Raw genomic sequence first — 6,127 nt, forward strand, 5'->3', positions numbered from 1 at the left:
GCGGTCGCGACGTGGTGGGATAGGGTATCCCGCCCTGCGCTGCCGCCAGAAACGGAGCCGTGATGCCGCTCAACCAGGACTTCGTCGGACGGTGCTTCGTCGCCGATGTGCCTTTCCAGGTCGGGCGGGAGCACATCCGGCAGTTCGCCCGGGCCGTCGGTGACGACAACCCGCTGTACCACGATGTGGACGCGGCCCGGGCCGCCGGCTTTCCCGATCTCGTCGCTCCGCCGACGTTCCTGATCAACGCCATGCCCGGAACTCTGGGCCTGCCCACCGAGGACGAGGCCCTCGGCCTCGACTACACCCTGGTCGTCCACGGTGAGCAGCGCTTCGAGCTGCACCGTCCGGTGGTCGCCGGGGACGAGCTGGTCACGTCCTCGACGCTGACCAGCATCCGCGCCGTGGGTCGCAACGAGGTCCTGGTCACCACGTACCGGTACGACACGACCGCCGGCGAACAGGTCGCCACCGGCATCTGCACCCTGGTGTCCCGCGGGACCGCCGCGCCACGCTCGTGAGCACGGACCTGGCCGCGGCCGAACCGCCCCCGACCCGTGTGGGAGAACCAATGACGGCGACGATTGCCTACGACGAGGTCGAGGTCGGTACCGAGCTGCCGCAGCGACAGTTCCCGCTGCGCCGGGCGGATCTGGTTCGGTACGCGGGAGCGTCCGGTGACTTCAACCCCATCCACTGGAGCGACCGGGCCGCCGCTGAGGCCGGTCTGCCCGGGGTGATCGCGCACGGGATGCTCACGATGGCCACTGCTGCCCGGCTGATCACCGACTGGATCGGTGATCCGCGAGCGCTGGTCGAGTTCGGGGTGAAGTTCTCCTCGCCGGTCGTCGTACCCGACGACGACGAGGGTGCCACGGTGACCGTGAGCGGGGTGGTGGCGAAAAAGCTCGACGGCAACCGGGTGGTGGTCAACCTCACCACCCGGTGCCGCGGGGAGAAGGTGCTGATGGCCTCGCGGGCCACGCTCCAGCTGCCCTGAGTCGGTTGGTGGGGTACTAGCGGAGTTCGGCGAGCAGCGTGGCCACCCTGTCCACGCCCTTGACCAGGTCGTCGTCGCTGAGCGCGTACGACAGTCGGGCGAAGCCCGGAGTCCCGAACGCCTCACCGGGGACGATCGCCACGCCCACCTCCTCCAGGATGAGCTGGCACAGCTGTGCGCTGGTCGTGGGCGTCTGCCCCCGCAGCGGACGTCCCACCACCTCCTGCAGCGACGGGTAGCAGTAGAACGCCCCCTGCGGTAGCGGGCAGCGCACCCCGGGGATCTCCCGCAGCATGCGGTGCATGGTCAGACGACGCCGGTCGAAGGCGGCACGCATCTCGGCGACCGCGTCGAGCGGGCCGGTGACGGCGGCGAGCGCGGCGGCCTGGGCGACATTCGACACGTTCGAGGTGGCGTGGGACTGCAGGTTCGTCGCGGCGCTGATGACGTCGGTGGGGCCGAGCAGCCAGCCCACCCGCCAGCCGGTCATCGCATACGTCTTGGCGACACCGTTGACGATGACGCAGCGCTCGGCGAGGTCCGGCACCTCGGCGAGGATCGAGGAGAATCGGGCCTCGCCGTAGACGAGGTGCTCGTAGATCTCGTCGGCCAGCACCCAGATCCCGGTCCGGGCGGCCCACTCACCGATCGCGCGGACCTCCTCGGGCGTGTGCACGGCCCCCGTGGGATTGGACGGCGAACAGAACAGCAGCACCTTCGTGCGCTCGGTGCGGGCCGCCTCGAGCTGGTCGACGGTGACCCGGTACTCGGCGTCGGGACCGGTGACGACCTCCACCGGCACGCCGCCCGCGAGCCGGATCGACTCGGGGTACGTCGTCCAGTACGGCGCCGGGAGCAGCACCTCGTCGCCCGGGTCGAGCAGCGTCGCGAAGGCCTCGTAGACGGCCTGCTTGCCACCATTGGTAATCAAAACCTGGCTTGGTGTCACCGTGACGCCGGAGTCGCGCAGCGTCTTCTCGGCGACCGCCGCGCGCAGCTCCGGCAGCCCGCCAGACGGCGTGTAGCGGTGCATCCGCGGCTCGTGGCATGCGCGTTCGGCGGCGGCGACGATGTGTTCCGGTGTCGGGAAGTCCGGTTCGCCGGCGCCGAAGACGACGACGTCCTGTCCGGCGGCGCGCATCGCCTTCGCCGTCGCATCCACGGCCAGGGTGGCGGACGGGGCGATGGCGCCGATGCGGCGTGAGATCCTGCTCATGCCGCCCATGCTGCCATGGTGCGCGCAGGGGCAGGCCGAGCACGCGGGCCGGATCGACGGGCCGCCCGGGTCGGTCCGCACCGCCCGCAGGTCCTGCCGCCGACGGGTCCTGGCGGTCGGTTCGCGTGGGTCGCCAGGCCTGGCCCGATCGGTGCCTGCGGAGTTCGGTCGCGCAGGGGGTATGCTCGATCCGCCCGGGCACCCATTCCGGTAACCGGCCCGCAGCCCGAACCGTGCGTTACGGTGGGGGCGCGCAACGTGCGGGTCGGTGGCGGCGGGGGTCAGGGAGTGTCCTAGGGGCGTGGCTCAATTGGTAGAGCACCGGTCTCCAAAACCGGCGGTTGCAGGTTCGAGTCCTGTCGCCCCTGCGCTGTTCGACGGTCAGGTTGGTTCGGCAACGGAGTGGGTGGAGTGAGTGGCGACCGATACCCGTGACGCGGCACCGCGTCCGAGGGGGGCCACGCGTACCGCGGCTCGACGTCGGTATCGGCCTGTCCAGTTCATCCGCGAGGTCATGGCGGAGCTCCGGAAGGTCGTCTACCCGGGGCGAAACGAGCTCGTTACCTACGTGCTGGTCGTGCTTGTCTTCGTCACGGTGGTGACGGCCTTCGTGGCCAGTCTCGACTTCGGGTTGACGAAGGCGATCCTCGCGATCTTCGGCTGACGGGGCTCCTCGGTGGCGGAGTCCGTAGGCAGGGCCGGGGCGGGGTAGACGGACTGGTGGGTGGTTGACGCCGGGTCGCCTGTCAGTCGGCGGTCGCTCGTCCGCACCACGCCCGCGCAGCGTCCCCGCTGGCGCGGAGTCCACAGCACCAGAAGTGTTCACGAGAAAAGGATCGCCCGCGTGTCCCAGTCCCCCGAGCACGCCTCCTCCGAGCAGGGGGAAGCCCTCGCCCGTCTCGATCCGCTGGCGGCGTTCGAGCGCGACGAGGTGGCGAGCACGGACGCCGGCGCCGAGCCCGACGACCTCCCGGGTGCGGCGACGTCCACCCCCGAGCCCACGTCCGAGTCCGAGTCCGCGGCGCAGGAGCCGACCGCCGAGGCGCCGGTCGCCGCCGTGTTCGACGAGGACGACGAGGACGAACAGCTGCGTCGCGCGATCGAGGACGCCCCCGGCGAGTGGTACGTGGTGCACTCCTACGCGGGCTACGAGAACAAGGTCAAGACCAACCTTGAGACCCGGATCTCCAGCCTCAACATGGAGGACTACATCTTCCAGATCGAGGTGCCGACCGAGGAGGTCCCGGTCGTCAAGAACGGCAAGCGGCAGATGGTCCTGCAGAAGAAGTACCCGGGGTACATCTACGTCCGGATGGACCTGACCGACCAGTCCTGGTCGGCGGTCCGCAACACGCCGGGTGTGACCGGGTTCGTGGGGCTTACCAACCGGCCGTCGCCGCTGCGCCGCGAGGAGGTGCAGTCGATCCTCGCCCCGCCGGCGCCGAAGGAGAAGAAGGTCGAGACCGTCCGGGTCCAGGAGTACGAGGTCGGCGAGTCGGTCACCGTCATGGACGGTCCCTTCGCCACCCTCCCGGCCACCATCAGCGAGATCAACCTCGACGCCCAGCGCCTGAAGGTGCTGGTTTCGATCTTCGGCCGGGAGACACCCGTCGAGCTCCAGTTCAACCAGGTGGCGAAGATCTGACCATCCGGTCCGCGTAACCCGAAGGCAAGCAGCCCCGGCAGGAAGACGAGCACATGCCGCCCAAGAAGAAAAAAGTCACTGCAATCATCAAGCTCCAGATCAACGCCGGAAAGGCAACGCCGGCGCCGCCGGTCGGCCCCGCGCTGGGTCAGCACGGCGTGAACATCATGGAGTTCTGCAAGCAGTACAACGCGGCCACCGAGTCGCAGACCGGCAACGTCGTGCCGGTCGAGATCTCCGTCTACGACGACCGCTCGTTCACGTTCGTCACGAAGACCCCGCCGGCCGCGAGGCTCATCCTCAAGGCCGCCGGGGTCGAGAAGGGCAGCGGGACTCCGCACCGGGACAAGGTCGCCAAGCTGACCCCAGCCCAGGTGCGCGAGATCGCCCAGACCAAGCTGCCCGACCTCAACGCGACGACGATCGAGGCCGCAGAGAAGATCATCGCGGGCACCGCCCGCTCGATGGGCATCACCGTCGGCGACTAGTCGCAGATCAGCTCGCGCACGACCCGATCCACACGCCGTGGGAGGGCGCCCGGACGACCACCGTGTCGTCCGGGCGCCCGCCGGCACCACGAGGAGACAGCATGAAGCGCAGCAAGGCATACCGCGCAGCCGCGGAAAAGATCAACCCGGAGAACCTGTACAGCCCGCTGGATGCCGTCCGGCTCGCCCAGGAGACCTCCACCACCAAGTACGACGCGACCGTCGAGGTCGCGATCCGGCTCGGTGTCGACCCGCGCAAGGCCGACCAGATGGTCCGCGGCACCGTCAACCTGCCGCATGGCACCGGCAAGTCGCCGCGGGTCGCAGTGTTCGCCGCCGGTGAGAAGGCGGCCGAGGCGACCGCCGCCGGCGCCGACATCGTCGGCAGCGACGACCTGGTCGCCCGCATCCAGGAGGGCTTCCTGGACTTCGACGCGACGGTCGCCACCCCCGACCAGATGGCCAAGGTCGGCCGGATCGCCCGGATCCTCGGCCCACGTGGTCTGATGCCGAACCCGAAGACCGGCACGGTCACCCTGGACATCGGCAAGGCCGTGTCCGACATCAAGGGCGGTAAGATCAACTTCCGCGTCGACAAGCAGGGCAACCTGCACATCGTCGTCGGCAAGACGAGCTTCACCGACGCGCAGCTGATCGAGAACTACACGGCGGCGCTCGACGAGATCGTCCGGGTCAAGCCGTCGGCGGCGAAGGGCCGGTACCTCCGGAAGATCACCTTTGCCACCACCATGGGCCCCGGTATCCCGGTCGACCCGAACCGCACCCGCAACCTGCTTGAGGACGCGGTCACCGCCTGATCCCAGGCGCCGCTGTGCGTACTCTCACCAGCCCGGATCCAGCACCTGGTCCGGGCTGGTGGCATGTCGGGACGCCCTGGCGGCGGGTGCCGGCAAGACGTCGCGTACACTGAACGACGATCACAGTTTTTCCACCGAAGACCGCTGGTCGCCGTCGTCCTACCCGGTGTCTGCGCGCAGAAGTACGTCTGTGCGGAGCGCATGCCACACACCGGGGTCGGTCGGCAGCCGAAGGCCCGATTTCTGCGGGCGGCCCGCGTAGGTGACGGTCAGTGAAAGGCTGCGGCAGCCCTGGCGGCTGGCGGCGCACCAGCGCCGCTCCCTCCCGGGTTCCGTGCTCCTCACGCCCCGTGCGCCTGCGCCGGGGCGTTCGTCGTCTTCCGGGGCCGGGGCGATGGTCGAGCGGATGTCCGGTGCACATCCCGAAGGAGCCCCATGGCGAAAGCTGAGAAGACCGCCGCGGTGGCGGAGATCGCCGAGGACTTCCGTTCCTCGACCGCCGCGGTGCTCACCGAGTACCGCGGTCTGACGGTCAGCCAGCTCACCGAACTGCGGCGCGCCCTCGGCGAGGGCACCCGGTACGCGGTCGTCAAGAACACCCTCACCAAGATCGCGGCGAACCAGGCCGGCGTCACCGGGCTCGACGACCTGTTCGTCGGCCCGACCGCCGTCGCCTTCGTCAGCGGTGACCCGGTGGAGGCCGCGAAGGGTCTGCGTGACTTCGCGAAGGCGAACCCGGCGCTCATCATCAAGGGCGGTGTCGTCGAAGGCCGGCCGCTGACCGCCGAGGAGCTCCGCAAGCTGGCGGACCTCGAGTCCCGCGAGGTACTGCTGGCGAAGCTGGCCGGTGCCATGAAGGGCTCGCTGGCCGGCGCGGTCGGCCTGTTCGCGGCGCCGCTGTCGCAGGTTGCCCGGCTGGCCGAGGCGCTGCGCGAGCAGCGGGCGAGCGCGGCTCCGGCG

General features: G+C 69.8%; 8 protein-coding genes and 1 tRNA gene. 8 read left to right on the forward strand and 1 reads right to left on the reverse strand.

Annotated elements, in window-relative coordinates; translation table 11 throughout:
- Window positions 1-62 precede the first annotated feature (62 nt).
- Window positions 63-521, forward strand: a complete 459-nt coding sequence (locus tag ND747_RS25470) for a MaoC family dehydratase N-terminal domain-containing protein (RefSeq protein ID WP_251736726.1) — start codon at window positions 63-65, stop codon at window positions 519-521.
- A gap of 50 nt (window positions 522-571) precedes the next feature.
- Window positions 572-1,000: a MaoC family dehydratase gene (locus ND747_RS25475; RefSeq protein WP_251736727.1), complete on the forward strand. Its 429-nt coding sequence runs from the start codon at window positions 572-574 to the stop codon at window positions 998-1,000.
- Window positions 1,001-1,016: 16 nt separating this feature from the next.
- Here the strand turns inward: ND747_RS25475 and ND747_RS25480 are convergent, their stop codons facing one another.
- On the reverse strand, window positions 1,017-2,225 hold the full coding sequence (locus ND747_RS25480) for a pyridoxal phosphate-dependent aminotransferase (RefSeq protein ID WP_251736733.1): 1,209 nt from the start codon (window positions 2,223-2,225) through the stop codon (window positions 1,017-1,019).
- Between the two features lie 286 nt (window positions 2,226-2,511).
- Here ND747_RS25480 and ND747_RS25485 point away from each other — a divergent pair.
- The 6 genes from ND747_RS25485 to rplJ all read left to right on the forward strand — a co-directional run.
- Window positions 2,512-2,584 (forward strand) — tRNA-Trp (locus tag ND747_RS25485).
- 47 nt (window positions 2,585-2,631) lie between these two features.
- On the forward strand, window positions 2,632-2,880 hold the full coding sequence (gene secE, locus ND747_RS29930; RefSeq protein ID WP_308204692.1) for a preprotein translocase subunit SecE: 249 nt from the start codon (window positions 2,632-2,634) through the stop codon (window positions 2,878-2,880).
- A 180-nt stretch (window positions 2,881-3,060) separates the two neighbouring features.
- Window positions 3,061-3,861, forward strand: a complete 801-nt coding sequence (gene nusG, locus ND747_RS25495; protein WP_251736729.1) for a transcription termination/antitermination protein NusG — start codon at window positions 3,061-3,063, stop codon at window positions 3,859-3,861.
- Window positions 3,862-3,914: 53 nt separating this feature from the next.
- Complete coding sequence (rplK, locus tag ND747_RS25500; RefSeq protein WP_251736730.1) at window positions 3,915-4,349, forward strand: 50S ribosomal protein L11; 435 nt, start codon at window positions 3,915-3,917, stop codon at window positions 4,347-4,349.
- A 101-nt stretch (window positions 4,350-4,450) separates the two neighbouring features.
- Window positions 4,451-5,167 (forward strand): 50S ribosomal protein L1, encoded by a 717-nt coding sequence (gene rplA, locus ND747_RS25505; RefSeq protein WP_251736731.1) that lies wholly within the window; start codon window positions 4,451-4,453, stop codon window positions 5,165-5,167.
- A gap of 435 nt (window positions 5,168-5,602) precedes the next feature.
- The coding region (gene rplJ, locus ND747_RS25510; protein WP_251736732.1) for a 50S ribosomal protein L10 at window positions 5,603-6,127 on the forward strand (525 nt) is incomplete at its 3' end.

Origin of the sequence: Frankia sp. R82 (assembly GCF_023716925.1) — a bacterium.
GTDB lineage: Bacteria > Actinomycetota > Actinomycetes > Frankiales > Frankiaceae > Frankia.

Excerpts from the sequence above, each read along its gene's own strand:
- ND747_RS25470 (WP_251736726.1), top strand. The coding sequence starts at position 63 with ATGCCGCTCAACCAGGACTTCGTCGGACGGTGCTTCGTCGCCGATGTG.
- ND747_RS25475 (WP_251736727.1), top strand. The coding sequence starts at position 572 with ATGACGGCGACGATTGCCTACGACGAGGTCGAGGTCGGTACCGAGCTG.
- ND747_RS25480 (WP_251736733.1), bottom strand. The coding sequence starts at position 2,225 with ATGGGCGGCATGAGCAGGATCTCACGCCGCATCGGCGCCATCGCCCCG.
- rplK (WP_251736730.1), top strand. The coding sequence starts at position 3,915 with ATGCCGCCCAAGAAGAAAAAAGTCACTGCAATCATCAAGCTCCAGATC.
- rplA (WP_251736731.1), top strand. The coding sequence starts at position 4,451 with ATGAAGCGCAGCAAGGCATACCGCGCAGCCGCGGAAAAGATCAACCCG.